Source organism: Burkholderia sp. D-99 (assembly GCF_011605345.1).
Taxonomy (GTDB): Bacteria; Pseudomonadota; Gammaproteobacteria; order Burkholderiales; family Burkholderiaceae; genus Burkholderia.
On sequence record NZ_JAAOXM010000009.1, the window covers coordinates 71,045 to 85,176 of the forward strand.

At 66.6% G+C, this 14,132-nt stretch carries 12 protein-coding genes; 6 read left to right on the forward strand and 6 right to left on the reverse strand.

Annotated features, from left to right (window positions below):
* Positions 1-2: 2 nt before the first annotated feature.
* The 5 genes from rodA to HAV18_RS27315 all read right to left on the reverse strand — a co-directional run bounded on the left by rodA (position 3) and on the right by HAV18_RS27315 (position 6,294).
* Entirely contained in the window at positions 3-1,151 is a 1,149-nt protein-coding gene (gene rodA / locus HAV18_RS27295; RefSeq protein WP_039353786.1) for a rod shape-determining protein RodA, read from the reverse strand.
* Between the two features lie 11 nt (positions 1,152-1,162).
* Complete coding sequence (mrdA, locus tag HAV18_RS27300) at positions 1,163-3,442, reverse strand: penicillin-binding protein 2 (RefSeq protein ID WP_166962403.1); 2,280 nt, start codon at positions 3,440-3,442, stop codon at positions 1,163-1,165.
* A 114-nt stretch (positions 3,443-3,556) separates the two neighbouring features.
* On the reverse strand, positions 3,557-4,069 hold the full coding sequence (gene mreD / locus HAV18_RS27305; protein WP_166962406.1) for a rod shape-determining protein MreD: 513 nt from the start codon (positions 4,067-4,069) through the stop codon (positions 3,557-3,559).
* Entirely contained in the window at positions 4,066-5,124 is a 1,059-nt protein-coding gene (mreC, locus tag HAV18_RS27310) for a rod shape-determining protein MreC (RefSeq protein ID WP_166962409.1), read from the reverse strand. Before mreC ends, mreD begins: the two co-directional genes overlap by 4 nt.
* 126 nt (positions 5,125-5,250) lie before the next feature.
* Complete coding sequence (locus tag HAV18_RS27315) at positions 5,251-6,294, reverse strand: rod shape-determining protein (protein ID WP_004189550.1); 1,044 nt, start codon at positions 6,292-6,294, stop codon at positions 5,251-5,253.
* Between the two features lie 367 nt (positions 6,295-6,661).
* On the opposite strand from HAV18_RS27315, the gene gatC reads away from it, so the two are divergent.
* The 5 genes from gatC to HAV18_RS27340 all read left to right on the forward strand — a co-directional run bounded on the left by gatC (position 6,662) and on the right by HAV18_RS27340 (position 11,771).
* A complete protein-coding gene (gatC, locus tag HAV18_RS27320; protein ID WP_039353798.1) occupies positions 6,662-6,961 on the forward strand; it encodes an Asp-tRNA(Asn)/Glu-tRNA(Gln) amidotransferase subunit GatC in 300 nt (99 codons plus the stop codon).
* Positions 6,962-7,030: 69 nt separating this feature from the next.
* Complete coding sequence (gatA, locus tag HAV18_RS27325) at positions 7,031-8,521, forward strand: Asp-tRNA(Asn)/Glu-tRNA(Gln) amidotransferase subunit GatA (protein WP_166962412.1); 1,491 nt, start codon at positions 7,031-7,033, stop codon at positions 8,519-8,521.
* A gap of 2 nt (positions 8,522-8,523) precedes the next feature.
* A complete protein-coding gene (gatB, locus tag HAV18_RS27330) occupies positions 8,524-9,999 on the forward strand; it encodes an Asp-tRNA(Asn)/Glu-tRNA(Gln) amidotransferase subunit GatB (RefSeq protein ID WP_166962415.1) in 1,476 nt (491 codons plus the stop codon).
* A gap of 118 nt (positions 10,000-10,117) precedes the next feature.
* On the forward strand, positions 10,118-10,957 hold the full coding sequence (locus HAV18_RS27335; RefSeq protein WP_166962418.1) for a polyphosphate kinase 2 family protein: 840 nt from the start codon (positions 10,118-10,120) through the stop codon (positions 10,955-10,957).
* Between the two features lie 40 nt (positions 10,958-10,997).
* Positions 10,998-11,771: an exodeoxyribonuclease III gene (locus HAV18_RS27340; protein WP_166962419.1), complete on the forward strand. Its 774-nt coding sequence runs from the start codon at positions 10,998-11,000 to the stop codon at positions 11,769-11,771.
* Between the two features lie 125 nt (positions 11,772-11,896).
* Here HAV18_RS27340 and HAV18_RS27345 read toward each other — a convergent pair whose 3' ends face one another.
* Positions 11,897-12,949: an NAD(P)-dependent alcohol dehydrogenase gene (locus tag HAV18_RS27345; RefSeq protein ID WP_166962422.1), complete on the reverse strand. Its 1,053-nt coding sequence runs from the start codon at positions 12,947-12,949 to the stop codon at positions 11,897-11,899.
* A 229-nt stretch (positions 12,950-13,178) separates the two neighbouring features.
* Between HAV18_RS27345 and HAV18_RS27350 the strand changes: the two genes are divergently transcribed.
* Complete coding sequence (locus tag HAV18_RS27350; protein ID WP_166962425.1) at positions 13,179-14,123, forward strand: AraC family transcriptional regulator; 945 nt, start codon at positions 13,179-13,181, stop codon at positions 14,121-14,123.
* Positions 14,124-14,132 lie beyond the last annotated feature (9 nt).

Sequence of the window (14,132 nt, forward strand, 5' to 3'; positions counted from 1 at the left end):
GGTCAGCTCTTCATCAGCCGCCGCTGCCGCCCGACGCTCATGATCATCCCGATCGCGATGCCGAGCGTCGTGAGCGCCGTGCCGCCATAACTCATGAACGGCAGCGGCACGCCGACGACCGGCAGCACGCCGCTCACCATCCCGATGTTGACGAACGCATAGACGAAGAACGCGAGCGTGAGCGAGCCCGCGAGCAGGCGGCCGAACAGCGTCGCGCCCTGCGCGGCGATATAGAGCCCGCGTGCGATCAGCGCCATGTACAGCGTCAGCAGCACGAGCCCGCCGACGAGCCCCCATTCCTCGGAGAACACCGCGAAGATGAAGTCGGTGTGCTTCTCCGGAATGAACTCGAGGTGCGCCTGCGTGCCTTTCAGGTAGCCCTTGCCGAGCACGCCGCCCGAGCCGATCGCGATCACGGCCTGGATCGTGTGGAAGCCCTTGCCGAGCGGGTCGGAGGTCGGGTCGAGCAGCGTGCACACGCGGTGCTTCTGGTAATCGTGCATCAGCGGCCACTGCACTTCGGGCTGGCAGATGCGCTCTTCGAACACGGCGATCGAGCCGACCGCGATCACGCCTGCGACGAGCACCGGCACGATCAGCTTGAACGACAGGCCGGCGAGGTAGATCACGAAGAAGCCGGCCGCGAATACGAGCAGGCCGGTGCCGAGGTCGGGCTGCTTTGCGATCAGCCCGACCGGTACCAGCAGGATCCCGAACGCGGCGATGAAGTCGTACCAGCGCAGCCCGCCCTCGCGGCGCTGGTAGTACCACGCGAGCATCAGCGGTGTCGCGATCTTGAGGATTTCCGACGGCTGGATCACGACGCCGACGTTCAGCCAGCGCTTCGCGCCTTTCTTGGTCATCCCGAACAGTGCGACCGCGACCAATAGCGCGACCCCGAACGTGTAGAGCGGGACCGCGAAGCGCATCAGCGTCGTGGGCGGGATGTTGGCGATCACCCACATCAGCACGAACGTCAGCAGGATGTTGCGCAACTGGTCCTCGACGCGGCCCGGCATGTCGATCGCCGCGCTGTACAGCGTGACGATGCCGACGCACAGCAGCAGGAACACGATGAGGGCGAGCGGGCGGTCGAAGCCCGCGAACATCTGCTTGATCTTGTCGAGCCAGGCGCGCTTGTCGAATTGCATGCCTTTCTCCGTTAATGAGCGGTGCCGGCGTCCGCCGCCTTCGCGGGGGCGGTCGCACGGTGGTTGTCGTCGCGCGGCGTGGCGACGAGCGGCTGCGCGTCGCTGGCGGGCCGGCGTGGCCGGTGCGGGCGCCGGATCGGCGGCAGGCTCGCGGCCCTCGGCGCGGCGGCGCTGGCCGACGGGGCGGCGCCCGCGACGGCGGCGGCCGACGCTTCGGAGGCCGCCGCGGCCGAAGCCGCTTCCGCCGCGCTGGCCGGGGTCGGCACGACCGGTTGCGGCAGCGCCGTGAAGCCGGCCGCGACGGCAGCAGGCCTGTTCGCGTCGCCGATCACCGGCGCGTTGACGGGTTCGGTTGCCGACGCCGCAGCAGCCACGGCCGCGGCCTCGTTCTGCGGGTTCTGGCGGTCGACGAGGTAGAAGTCGAGCACGCGGCGCGCGATCGGGCCGGCGGCCTGCGCACCCCAGCCGCCGTTTTCGACGACCAGCGCGACGGCGATCTGCGGATGGTCGACCGGCGCGTACGCGATGAACAGCGCGTGGTCGCGCAGGTGCTCGGCAAGCAGGTGGCCCTTGTAGTTGGAGCCTTGCAGCGAGAACACCTGCGCGGTGCCGGTCTTGCCGGCGGCGAGGTACGGCGCGCCGCGGAACACCTTGTACGCGGTGCCGGACGGGTTCTCGATCACGTTCTCCATCCCGCGCTTCACGACGTCGATGTCGGCCTGCTTGAGCGGGATCACTTCGCTTTCCTTCGGCACGGTCAGGCGGCGCCCGCGCGAAATCGGATCCTCGATTTCCTTCACGAGATGGGGTTTCATCACGACGCCGTTGTTCGCGAGCGTCGCGGTTGCGTGCGCGAGCTGCAGGATCGTGAACGAGTTGTAGCCCTGGCCGATCCCGAGGCTGATCGTCTCGCCGTCGAACCACTTCTGCTGCGCGGCCTTCTTGAACGCCTTCTTCTTCCAGTCGGTCGACGGCAGGATCCCGCGCGCCTCGCCCTGGATGTCGATCCCGGTGATCTGACCGAAGCCGAACGGCTTCATGAAGTTCGCGATCGAGTTCACGCCGAGGTCGCGCGCGAGCATGTAGAAGTAGGTGTCGTTCGACACCATGATCGCCTTGTTCATGTCGACCCAGCCCTGGCCCGAGCGCACGTCGTTGCGGAACGTGTGGCCGCCGAACGTGAAGTAGCCGGGATCCTGGAAGCCCCAGCCCGGCGTGCGCTTGCCGAGCGTCAGGCCGGCGAGGGCCATGAACGGCTTGTACGTCGAGCCGGGCGGGTAGGTGCCGTGCAGCGGGCGGTTCAGGAGCGGCTTGTCGGTCGAGCTGTTCAGCTCGTCCCAGGTCTGCTGGTCGATGCCGTCGACGAACGAGTTCGGGTCGAAGCTCGGCGACGACACGAACGCGAGCACGTCGCCCGTCTTCGGCTCGATCGCGACCAGCGCGCCGCGCTTGCCGGCGAACGCCTGCTCGGCGACCTGCTGCAGCCCGATGTCGAGCGACAACACGAGGTTGTTGCCGGGCGTCGCCTGCGTGCGCGACAGCGTGCGCACGGGCCGGCCACCGGCCGTCACCTCGACTTCCTCGAAGCCCGTCAGCCCGTGCAGCTCGGTCTCGTAGCTCTGCTCGACGCCGATCTTGCCGATGTAGTCGGTGCCCTTGTAGTTGTTCGCGTCGCGGCGCGGATCGTAGTTTTCCTGGTCGCTGTCGTTGTCGTCGCTCATCGCGTCGATGCGATCCTGGTCGCGCTTCGAGATCCGGCCGATGTAGCCGATCACGTGCGCGGCCGTGGTGCCGAGCGGATATTGGCGGAACAGCCGCGCGCGCACGTCGACGCCGGGGAAGCGGAAGCGCTGCGCGGTGAAGCGCGCGACTTCCGCGTCGGTGAGCCGCGTGCGGATCGGCAGGCTCTCGAAGTTCTTCGAGTCTTCCTGCAGCTTCTTGAAGCGGCGGCGGTCGCGTGCGTCGATCGGGATGATCTCGGACAGCTTGTCGATCGTGTTGTCGAGCGTGTCGTCGAGCTTCGACGGCGTGATTTCGAGCGTATAGGCCGAGTAGTTCTTCGCGAGGATCACGCCGTTGCGGTCGGTGATGATCCCGCGGTTCGGCACGATCGGCGCGACCGAGATGCGGTTTTCCTCGGCCTGCAGCGCGTATTTGCCATGCTGCATCAACTGCAGGTAGAAGAAGCGGCTCGCGAGCAGCCCGAAGCAGACGAACACGAAGATGCCCGCTGCCGCGACGCGCAAGCGGAACTTCGAGAGCTGCTGTTGGGTGTCGTTGAATTCGGTCATGCGGTTACGATCGATCTGGCCCGCGCACGGCGTGCGGGTGCGGGCGAGGTGCCGCCCCGGAGCGCGGCGCGCGGCGGGCGTGGAGGCGGCGGGTGTTCAAGGCGGGCCCCTGGCTCAGATGGGGCGCGTATCGTCCGGATCGACCGGGCGGCGTTGCGGCATCAGCAGCAGGTGGCTCGCGATCGGCCAGAGCGCGGCCTCGACGAAACCGTCGACCAGGTAGCGCCAGCCCGGGAACGCGGCGCCCATCACAAGGCGGATCACGAACGGGACGAGCTGCGCGACGACCAGCAGCGGCGTGACGTACAGCACCTGCACGCCAATCGGCATCCACAGCACGCGACGGTGGATCGTGATCGCGCCGTACGACAGCAGCGTATACGCGAGCGCATGCTCGCCGAGCAGCCCCGCGTCATGCACGTCCATCAGGATGCCGAGCGCGAACGCGACGCCCATCCCGACCTTGCGCGGCTGGTGGATGTTCCAGAACAGCACCACGAGCGCGACGAAGTCGGGCACGCCGGGCAGGCGGCCCCACGGCATCAGGTTCAGCAGGAACGCGGCGGCGAGGCTGAAGACGATGAAGTACGGATTGACCGGCTGCAGGATGTATTGCGGGCGATTCATCGCTGGGCTCCTGGTTGCCCGGCCGCGGGCTTCGCGGGCGCGGCGGCGGGCTTGGCCGGAGCGGCAGGCGCCGGCTTGGCGCCGGGCTGGGCCGCGGCGGCCGGCTTCGCACTTGCGTCAGCCTTGTCGGCCTTCTCGCCCTTCGCGGCGGCTTTCGCGCCCTTCTTGCCCTTCGCGTTCTTGTCGGCGGCCGGATCAGGCTCGGCCGGGCGCGGCGGGATGTCGTTCTGGTAATGCAGCACGAGCATCTGGCGCGCGCCGCGCACGGCGGCGATCGGCGCGCAGGTCACGCGCGCGAACGCCGTATCGGCGAGCTTGTCGACCCGTGCGACCTTCGCGACCGGCAGGCCGGGCGGATAGACGCCGTCGAGGCCGCTCGTGACGAGCTCGTCGCCGACGACGAGATCCGCGCTCGTCGGCACGAAGCGCAGGTCGAGCGAATCGCCCTTCGGCGTGCCGTAGATCACGCTGCGCAGGCCGGTGCGCAGCACCTGCACGGGAATCGCGAGATCGCGGTCGGTGATCAGCGTGACTTCGGCCTGCAGCGGGAACACGCGCGTGACCTGGCCGATCACGCCGTCCTCGCTGACGACGGGTGAGCCGCCCTGGATGCCCTGCTGCGAACCTTGCCCGATCACGATCTTCTGCGTGAACGGATCGCTCGTGTCGTACTGGATCTCGACCGGCGTCGATTGCGTCGCGATGTGCTGGCGCAGCTCGAGCACCGCACGCAGATGCGCGTTTTCCTGCGAGAGCACGGCGGCCTGGTTGGCCTGCGTGGACAGCTGCAGGTTGCGCTTGCGGAGATCGTCGTTCTCGTGGCGCAGCGACGCGCCGGTGACGGCGATGTCGGCCGCGCCCATGAACAGGTCGCGCGGCACGAGCGCGGCGCGCTGCAGCGGATAGAGCACGGTACCGAGCACGCCGCGAACGATTTCGAGCGTGCTGAAGCGCGCGTCCGACACGAGGAGCGCGATGGCGAGGGCAACGAAGAAGATGAGCCGCGCGAGCGCGGGCGGACCTTGCTTGAAGAGGGGCGGCGGACTGTATTCCATGGTCGGCGCCGGGCGCGTGTGATCGGTTAAATGATGCTCAGACGCGCAAACGGCGCGGCGGTTCGTTCTAAACGAGCGATCCGGCCACGCCGCGGGTGCGTCATATCAACGAAACAGCTTAGACGATCACTCGTACGAGAAGATGCTGCCCAGCTTGTCCATGCGCTCGAGCGCCATGCCCGAACCGCGTACGACGCAGGTGAGCGGATCTTCCGCGACGAGCACCGGCAGGCCGGTTTCTTCCGCCAGCAGGCGATCGAGGTCGCGCAGCAGCGCACCGCCGCCCGTCAGCATCATCCCGCGTTCGGCGATGTCGGCGCCGAGTTCCGGCGGCGTCTGTTCGAGCGCGATCTTCACCGACGACACGATCTGGTTCAGCGGATCGGTCAGCGCTTCGAGGATTTCGTTGCTGGAGATCGTGAAGCTGCGCGGAATGCCTTCCGACAGGTTGCGGCCCTTCACTTCCATTTCCTTGACTTCGGAACCCGGGAACGCGGAGCCGATTTCCTTCTTGATTGCCTCGGCGGTTTGCTCGCCGATCAGCATCCCGTAGTTGCGGCGGATGTAGTTGACGATCGCCTCGTCGAACTTGTCGCCGCCGACGCGGACCGAACCCTTGTACACGATGCCGCCGAGCGAGATCACGCCGACTTCGGTCGTGCCGCCGCCGATGTCGACGACCATCGAGCCGGTAGCTTCCGACACCGGCAGGCCCGCGCCGATCGCGGCCGCCATCGGCTCCTCGATCAGGTAGACCTGCGATGCGCCGGCACCGTGCGCGGCTTCCTTGATCGCGCGGCGCTCGACCTGGGTCGAGCCGCACGGCACGCAGATGATGATGCGCGGCGACGGCGAGAACATGCGCGACTCGTGGGCCGTCTTGATGAACTGCTTGATCATCTGCTCGGTGACGGTGAAGTCGGCGATCACGCCGTCCTTCATCGGGCGGATCGCCTCGATGTTGCCCGGCACCTTGCCGAGCATCTGCTTGGCTTCCTTGCCGACCGCCTGGATCGTCTTCTTGCCGTTGGGGCCGCCTTCCTGGCGGATCGACACGACGGACGGCTCATCGAGCACGATGCCCTTGCCGCGCATGTAGATCAGGGTGTTTGCGGTGCCGAGGTCGATCGCGAGATCGTTGGAGAAGTAGCTGCGCAAAAAACCGAACATTCAGAATCCTGTTTCGCTCTGGGCCGGCCCTGCATAGCGAGCGCTGAGGGCGGCAGCGGAAAAAATAACAGCCTCGGGAAGCGTGGCGGAAGCGGCCGCCGCGGCGCACGAAGCTGCGAGTGATGTCTACCGGGGATCGCACGATGCACGCACGGCTTGCCGAAGCGAGGCGAAACGGTGCGGGAAAAGGCTGCCGGGTTTGGGTCGAACGCGTAATGATACCTTATAATTTCACGGTATTTGAATCGAAACGGGCGGTATTTTTGCCGCTTCGGTCCCGATTTTTGAGGGTGGGATCGCACCCTCCAACCCCCCGCCGCAGTGCTGCTTTTGATGCGCTGCGCAGCCTTGTTTTTCCGGTGATCGCATGGCCCTGACCCTGACCGATGTGAAACGCATCGCGCACCTGGCGCGACTCGAAATGGCCGACGCCGACGCCGAGCACATGCTCGGCCAGCTCAATGAACTCTTCGGCCTCGTCGAGCAGATGCAGGCGGTCGACACCGCCGGCATCGCGCCGCTCGCCCACCCGATCGAACAGATCCAGGAAGTCGCGCAACGCCTGCGCGACGACGCCGTGACGGAAGTCGTCAATCGCGACGACAACCAGCGTCCGGCGCCGGCCGTCCAGGACGGCCTCTATCTTGTGCCGAAGGTGATCGAGTAAGCATTCGATGACAAGCGCGCCGCCGCGTTCGCGCCGCGCGCCACCCAGAATTCCCAGGAAAACCACTCAATGCACGCAAAAAGCCTGACCGAACTGCGCGCCGCGCTCGCCGCCAAGGAATGCTCGGCCGTCGAGCTCGCGCAGCACTACCTGAAACGGATCGATGCCGCGCGCGACCTGAACGCGTTCGTCCACGTCGATGCCGATCTGACCCTCGCGCAGGCGAAAGCCGCCGACGCGGAGCTCGCGCGCGGCGCGGGCGGCGCGCTCACCGGCCTGCCGATCGCGCACAAGGATGTGTTCGTCACGCGCGGCTGGCACTCGACCGCCGGCTCGAAGATGCTCGCGAATTACGAGAGCCCGTTCGACGCGACCGTCGTCGCCCGCCTGCAGGCGGCCGGCATGGTCACGCTCGGCAAGACCAACATGGACGAGTTCGCGATGGGCTCGTCGAACGAGAATTCGGCGTTCGGCGCGGTGAAGAACCCGTGGGACACGAACGCGGTGCCGGGCGGCAGCTCGGGCGGCAGCTCGGCCGCCGTCGCCGCACGCCTCGCGCCGGCCGCGACCGGCACCGACACCGGCGGCTCGATCCGCCAGCCCGCGTCGTTCGCGGGCGTGACGGGCATCAAGCCGACCTACGGCCGCGTGTCGCGCTACGGGATGATCGCGTTCGCGTCGTCGCTCGACCAGGGCGGCCCGATGGCGCAGAGCGCGTCCGACTGCGCGCTGCTGCTGAACGCGATGGCCGGCTTCGACGAGCGCGACTCGACGAGCCTCGAGCGTGACGACGAGGATTTCACGCGCCATCTCGGCCAGCCGTGGGCAGCCGGCAACGACGCGGGCAAGCCGCTCGCGGGCCTGCGCATCGGTTTGCCGAACGAATATTTCGGCGAAGGTCTCGCCGACGACGTGCGCGCGACGATCGACGCGGCACTCAAGCAGTATGAAGCGCTCGGCGCGACGCTCGTGCCGGTGTCGCTGCCGAAGACGGAACTTTCGATCCCCGTGTACTACGTGATCGCGCCGGCGGAAGCCTCGTCGAACCTGTCGCGTTTCGACGGCGTGCGCTTCGGCCACCGCGCAGCGCAGTACGGCGACCTGCTCGACATGTACAAGAAGTCGCGCGCCGAAGGCTTCGGCCCCGAGGTGAAGCGCCGGATTCTGGTCGGCGCGTACGTGCTGTCGCACGGCTACTACGACGCGTACTACCTGCAGGCGCAGAAGATCCGCCGCATCATCGCGAATGACTTCCAGGAAGCGTTCAAGTCCTGCGACGTGATCATGGGCCCGGCCTCGCCGACGGTCGCATGGGATCTCGGTTCGAAGGGCGACGATCCGGTGCAGATGTATCTCGCGGATATCTACACGCTGTCGGTGAGCCTCGCCGGCCTGCCCGGCATGAGCGTGCCGTGCGGCTTCGGCGCGGGTGCGAACGCGAAGCGCCCGGTCGGCCTGCAGATCATCGGCAACTATTTCAACGAAGCCCGGATGCTGCAGGTCGCGGATGCGTTCCAGCGCGCGACCGACTGGCACAAGCAAGTTCCGGCAGGGGTGTAAGCATGGCTACTCAATGGGAAGTCGTTATCGGTCTCGAGACGCACGCGCAACTGTCGACCGTCTCGAAGATTTTCTCGGGCGCGCCGACGCAGTTCGGCGCCGAGCCGAACACGCAGGCGTGCCCGGTCGACCTGGCGCTGCCGGGCGTGCTGCCGGTGCTGAACCGCGGCGCGGTCGAGCGGGCGATCCGCTTCGGCCTCGCGATCGGCTCGACCATCGCGCCGCGCAGCATCTTCGCGCGCAAGAATTATTTCTACCCCGATCTGCCGAAGGGCTATCAGATCAGCCAGTACGAGATTCCGGTCGTGCAGGGCGGCCAGATCACGATCCAGGTACCCGCCAACGAGAAGGCCGGCAAGGCAGCGTACGAGAAGACGGTCAACCTGACCCGCGCGCACCTTGAGGAAGACGCCGGCAAGTCGCTGCATGAAGACTTCGCCGGGATGACGGGGATCGACCTGAACCGCGCGGGCACGCCGCTGCTCGAGATCGTCACCGAGCCGGAAATGCGCAGCGCGGCCGAGGCGGTTGCCTACGCGAAGGCGCTGCACGGGCTCGTCGTGTGGCTCGGCATCTGCGACGGCAACATGCAGGAAGGCTCGTTCCGCTGCGACGCGAACGTGTCGGTGCGCCCGGTCGGCCAGGAGAAGTTCGGCACGCGCGCGGAAATCAAGAACCTGAACTCGTTCCGGTTCCTCGAGGAAGCGATCAATTTCGAAGTGCGTCGCCAGATCGAGCTGATCGAGGACGGCGGCGAAGTCGTGCAGGAAACGCGCCTCTACGATCCGGACAAGCGCGAGACGCGTTCGATGCGCAGCAAGGAAGACGCGCACGATTACCGCTACTTCCCCGACCCCGACCTGATGCCGCTCGTGATCGGCCAGGACTGGATCGAGCGCGTGCAGTCCGGCATGCCCGAGCTGCCGGCCGTGATCCAGCAGCGCTTCGTCGAGCAGTACGGCGTGTCCGCGTATGACGCGGGCGTGCTGACGTCGAGCAAGGCGATGGCCGCGTACTTCGAGTCCGTGGTCGCGAAGGTCGGTGCGGCGAACGCGAAGATCGCCGCGAACTGGCTGATGGGCGACGTATCGTCGCAGCTGAACCGCGACGGCATCGAGATCGACGCGATCCCGGTGTCGGCCGCGCAGCTCGCGCTGTTGCTGCAGCGCATCGCCGACGGCACCATCTCGAACAAGATCGCGAAGGAAATCTTCGCGACGATCTGGGACGAGAAGGCGGACGACGAAGGCGCGGCCGACCGCATCATCGACGCGAAGGGCCTGAAGCAGATCTCCGACACCGGCGCGCTGGAAGCGATCATCGACGAGGTGCTCGCGGCGAACGCGAAGTCGGTCGAGGAATTCCGCGCGGGCAAGGAGAAGGCGTTCAACGCGCTGATCGGCCAGGCAATGAAGGCAACGAAGGGCAAGGCCAATCCGCAGCAGGTCAACGAACTGTTGAAGAAGAAGCTCGGCTGAGCATGAGCGCGCGTCTGAACCGCGCTTGACGACGGGCCGCCCCGAACCAGTTCGGGGCGGCCCGTTGCGTTTGGTGGATGCGTTATCGTATGCACCACAGCGTTCAACGGAGGAACGAATGGCGAAACAACCCGCGCTCGACGATTTCCGCGTGCCTTACAGCACGCGTGAGAAGGAAGCCGCAGCATTCAAGCTCGATGCGTTCGACCCGGCCGCGAAGCCGTTCTCGTCCGGTTCGAAGGACGACGACCGCGAACGGCTGTCGGCCGTGTCGACCGAGCTCGACGTGCAGCAGGAGCGCCTGCACACGCAGCAGAAGAAGCGCGTGCTGCTCGTGCTGCAGGGGATGGATACCAGCGGCAAGGACGGCACCGTGCGCGCGGTGTTCCGCGAGGTCGATCCGCTCGGCCTGCGCGTCGTGCCGTTCAAGGCGCCGACGCCGATCGAGGCCGCGCACGACTTCCTGTGGCGCGTGCATGCGCAGGTGCCGGCCGCGGGCGAGCTCGCGATCTTCAACCGCAGCCACTATGAAGACGTGCTCGTGCCGCGCGTGCTCGACCTGATCGACGCGAAGGAATGCGAGCGCCGCTACCGGCAGATCCGCGATTTCGAGACGATGCTGGTCGAGAACGGCACGACGATCATCAAGTGCTTCCTGCACATCTCGAAGGACGAGCAGCGCGAGCGGCTGCAGGCGCGTATCGACGATCCGACCAAGCACTGGAAGTTCGACATCTCCGACCTCGACGCGCGCAAGCACTGGGACGCGTACCAGTCCGCCTACCGCGACGCGCTCGCCGCGACGTCCGCCGAGCATGCGCCGTGGTACGTGATTCCGGCAAACTCGAAGACGCACCGCAACGTGATGATCGCCGAGCTGCTGCTGCGCACGATGACCGACATGAAGCTGGAATTCCCGCCGCCGAAGCCCGAGCTCGAAGGCGTGAAGATCCGTTAAGCTGCCCCCCTGTAAAACATCGAACTGAACGGAATCCGACATGATGCGAGTGATTACCGCCAACCTGAACGGCATCCGCTCCGCCGCGAAGAAGGGCTTCTTCGAATGGCTCGGCGAACAGAACGCCGATTGCGTGTGCGTGCAGGAAATCAAGGTCTCGGCCGACGACCTGCCGGCCGAATTCGTCGAGCCGCACGGCTTCAAGAGCTATTTCCACCACGCCGAGAAGAAGGGCTACAGCGGCGCGGGCGTGTACAGCCGCCGCGAGCCCGATGACGTGATCATCGGTTTCGGCAGCAGCGAATTCGATACCGAAGGTCGCTATGTCGAGGCGCGCTACGGCAAGCTGTCGGTCGTGTCGGTGTACGTGCCGTCCGGCTCGAGCGGCGAAGAACGCCAGCAGGCGAAGTACCGTTTCATGGACGAATTCATGCCGCACCTCGCTCAGCTCAAGAAGAAGCGCGAGGTGATCCTGTGCGGCGACGTGAACATCGTCCACAAGGAAATCGACATCAAGAACTGGAAGAGCAACCAGAAGAACTCGGGCTGCCTGCCGGAAGAGCGCGAGTGGCTCACGAAGCTGTTCGACGATGTCGGCTATGTCGACGTGTTCCGCACGCTCGACCCGCGCGCCGAGCAGTACACGTGGTGGAGCAACCGCGGCCAGGCATACGCGAAGAACGTCGGGTGGCGGATCGACTACCAGATCGCGACGCCGGGCGTGGCCGGCACCGCGAAAAGCACGTCGATCTTCAAGGACATCAAGTTCAGCGATCACGCGCCGCTGACGATCGACTACGACTACAAGAAGTGATCTTCTGCGCTACGCGTTGCGCGTAGCGGTCGAACCCTCCGGTCGCCGGATGCAGAACGGGCCGCATGTCGAACATGCGGCCCGTTCCGTTTGGGGCGGCGAGCGTGCGAGCCGCCCGGCGGCGCTTACTGCTTGATCGACGCCATGTCGATCACGAACCGGTACTTCACGTCGCTCTTCAGCATCCGCTCGTAAGCGGCATTGATCTGCTGCATCGGAATCGTCTCGATATCCGACGTGATCCCGTGCTCCGCGCAGAAGTCGAGCATCTCCTGCGTTTCCGCGATCCCGCCGATCAGCGAGCCCGCGAGGCGGCGGCGCTTGAAGATCAGGTTGAACACCTGCGGCGACGGGTGATCGTGCTCCGGCGCACCGACGAGCGTCATCGTGCCGTCGCGCTTCAGCAGGTGCAGGAACGGGTTCAGGTCGTGCTGCGCGGCGACCGTGTTCAGGATGAAGTCGAAGCTGTTCAGGTGCGCGTTCATCTGCGCTTCGTCCTTCGAGATCACGACTTCGTGCGCGCCGACGCGCTTGCCGTCCTCGATCTTCGACGGCGACGTCGTGAACAGCACGACGTGCGCACCCATCGCGCGCGCCAGCTTCACGCCCATGTGGCCGAGGCCGCCAAGGCCGACGATGCCGACCTTCTTGCCGGGGCCGACGTTCCACTGCCGCAGCGGCGAGTAGGTCGTGATCCCTGCGCACAGGAGCGGCGCGGCGCCGGCCGGGTCGAGCGTCTCGGGCACGCGCAGCACGAATGCCTCGTCGACGACGAGCTGCGTCGAGTAGCCGCCGAACGTGACGTCGCCCGTCACGCGATCCTGGCCGTTGTAGGTGCCGACGAAGCCGTTCTCGCAATACTGCTCGAGGCCGTCGGCGCAGCTCGGGCAGGTGCGGCACGAATCGACGAGGCAGCCGACGCCGACCAGCTCGCCGACCTTGAAGCGCGAGACCTGCGGGCCGGTCGCGGTCACGCGGCCGACGATTTCATGGCCCGGCACGACCGGGTAGATCGTGTTGCGCCATTCGTTGCGCGCCTGGTGCAGGTCCGAGTGGCAGACGCCGCAGTAGAGGACGTCGATCTGGACGTCGAGATCGCGCAGCGCGCGACGCTGGAATTCGAACGGGGCGAGCGGCGACTGCGAATCGGTTGCCGCGTAAGCGTAGGTGGTGCTCATGCAGGGGGCTCCTTGTCCGGGAAAAACTTCCGGCGAAACGAACTGCCGTCGCACCATGTGGCGATGCGGCGAGGCAGGACGTCATCGTAAGGAGAGCGGCGGCGCAGCGAAATACACGAAGGTCTGGAAGATTTGCCTATTCCTCTCGAATTGCACGCGAACGCCCGTCAAAACGCATTCAAGGTGCTACATTGCGAGCCAGATTCTCTTGCCGGACAGGACCACGCCGATGAGCTTCCAGCCCCTTTTTGCCGATGCGGGCGACCATGTGCAGCGCCGCATGATCGAGCTGCACACGCGCCTCGCGCCTAACGAGGGTGACACGCTCGCGGCGCTCGATGGCGTTCGCTTTTTTCGCGTGAGCCGTCCCGCGCCGCGCATGCCCGTGCTGTACGAACCGAGCATCATCGTCGTGTGCCAGGGGCGCAAGCTCGGTTATCTCGGCGGCCGTTCGTTCGTGTACGACGCGCAGCAGTACCTGGTGCTGTCGGTGCCGCTGCCGTTCGAGTGCGAGACCTTCGCGAGCATGGACGAGCCGTTTCTCGCAATCTCGATCCGCGTCGACCTCGCGGTGATCGCCGAGCTCGCGATCCTGCTCGACGAGACGCTCGGCGCGGCCGCGAGCGAGCCGCTCGGTGTCTATTCGACGCCGCTCGACGCGCCGCTGGCCGACGCGGTCGTGCGGTTGCTCGAAGCGCTGGCTTCGCCGCACGACACGCGCGTGCTGGGGCCGGCGATCATGCGCGAGATCGCGTATCGCGTGCTGACGGGCGCGCAGGGCGACGCGATCCGCGCGGCGCTCGTGCAGCAGCATCACTTCGGCCGCGTCGCGAAGGCGCTGCGGCGCATCCATGCGGACCTGAAGGCCGACCTCGATGTGGAGACGCTCGCGCGCGAGGCCGGGATGAGCCTCGCGGTGTTCCACGCGCAGTTCAAGCACGTGACGGCGACGTCGCCGATGCAGTACGTGAAGGCCGCACGCTTGCACCAGGCGCGGCTGATGATGGTGCAGGACGGCGTCGGCGCCGGTACGGCGGCCGCGCGCGTCGGCTATGCGAGCGCGTCGCAGTTCAGTCGCGAGTTCAAGCGGCTGTTCGGCCGCAGTCCCGGTGACGAAGTGCGCTGGATGCGCGAAAGCGGGGTCCGCCTGGCCGTGGTCGATACGGACGCGTAGCGTCCGGCG

What these genes read in the sequence shown, in the direction of transcription:
- gatA (WP_166962412.1), top strand. Translation starts at nt 7,031, where the DNA reads ATGCACGCAAAAAGCCTGACCGAACTGCGCGCCGCGCTCGCCGCCAAG.
- rodA (WP_039353786.1), bottom strand. Translation starts at nt 1,151, where the DNA reads ATGCAATTCGACAAGCGCGCCTGGCTCGACAAGATCAAGCAGATGTTC.
- HAV18_RS27315 (WP_004189550.1), bottom strand. Translation starts at nt 6,294, where the DNA reads ATGTTCGGTTTTTTGCGCAGCTACTTCTCCAACGATCTCGCGATCGAC.
- HAV18_RS27335 (WP_166962418.1), top strand. Translation starts at nt 10,118, where the DNA reads ATGGCGAAACAACCCGCGCTCGACGATTTCCGCGTGCCTTACAGCACG.
- HAV18_RS27350 (WP_166962425.1), top strand. Translation starts at nt 13,179, where the DNA reads ATGAGCTTCCAGCCCCTTTTTGCCGATGCGGGCGACCATGTGCAGCGC.
- mreD (WP_166962406.1), bottom strand. Translation starts at nt 4,069, where the DNA reads ATGAATCGCCCGCAATACATCCTGCAGCCGGTCAATCCGTACTTCATC.
- mrdA (WP_166962403.1), bottom strand. Translation starts at nt 3,442, where the DNA reads ATGACCGAATTCAACGACACCCAACAGCAGCTCTCGAAGTTCCGCTTG.
- gatC (WP_039353798.1), top strand. Translation starts at nt 6,662, where the DNA reads ATGGCCCTGACCCTGACCGATGTGAAACGCATCGCGCACCTGGCGCGA.
- HAV18_RS27340 (WP_166962419.1), top strand. Translation starts at nt 10,998, where the DNA reads ATGATGCGAGTGATTACCGCCAACCTGAACGGCATCCGCTCCGCCGCG.
- HAV18_RS27345 (WP_166962422.1), bottom strand. Translation starts at nt 12,949, where the DNA reads ATGAGCACCACCTACGCTTACGCGGCAACCGATTCGCAGTCGCCGCTC.
- mreC (WP_166962409.1), bottom strand. Translation starts at nt 5,124, where the DNA reads ATGGAATACAGTCCGCCGCCCCTCTTCAAGCAAGGTCCGCCCGCGCTC.
- gatB (WP_166962415.1), top strand. Translation starts at nt 8,524, where the DNA reads ATGGCTACTCAATGGGAAGTCGTTATCGGTCTCGAGACGCACGCGCAA.